Here is a 566-nt window from a genome sequence, read left to right as displayed (position 1 = left end):
ACTTTTTTTGATAGATTTTCTAGCTGATGATCTGTTAAATTTAATTCATGAATAGAACTTAATAATCCTTTTGAAGTTGAATTTCGAGCGATAATTAAATTCTCTTTTTTTGCTAATTGATACATAAACTCTTCACCAATTCCGTACAATTCACCGAAAGGAGCAATCAACCACGGAAAATCAGTTGGATTAATTTTTCTTCCCCAAAGAATCACCCATTGTTGCGTAAACCAATCCTGAAATTTTTGCATTGTAAAAGCTAAATTCATCTAAATATTTTTAATTTTAGGAAGAAAAGAATTGCAATTATTCCATTGTCCATGTTCAGAAATTGGCTTAAAACGAAGAGTTGTAAATTCAAAATGAAAATCCTTTCGATTACGCTCTTTCATTGCGTTAGCATGTCTTTTTGGATCAGGCATTTTGCTATGTCCATTCACCATATCCGTCATTTCTGATTGAGATTTCCAAATTGAAAATGTCGAAATAATATTGGGATATCGAATAGAAGCCAACGAAAGTGTAGTGCCTTTGTGATCTCGAACTAACTTCTCAACAGGTCTTCC

2 protein-coding genes are annotated in these 566 nt (G+C 32.3%); both read right to left on the bottom strand.

Annotation, left to right across the window (positions count from 1 at the left end):
- Window positions 1–269, bottom strand: a 269-nt coding sequence (locus QWI17_RS20100; RefSeq protein ID WP_302724316.1) for a hypothetical protein, incomplete at its 3' end; no start/stop codon positions are given.
- Window positions 270–566: hypothetical protein (locus tag QWI17_RS20095; RefSeq protein WP_302724315.1), on the bottom strand; the 297-nt coding region annotated here is incomplete at its 5' end.

It is taken from the genome of Gilvimarinus gilvus (genome assembly GCF_030518155.1).
Classification (GTDB): domain Bacteria; phylum Pseudomonadota; class Gammaproteobacteria; order Pseudomonadales; family Cellvibrionaceae; genus Gilvimarinus; species Gilvimarinus gilvus.
This window is presented reverse-complemented; position numbering and strand designations above follow the sequence as displayed.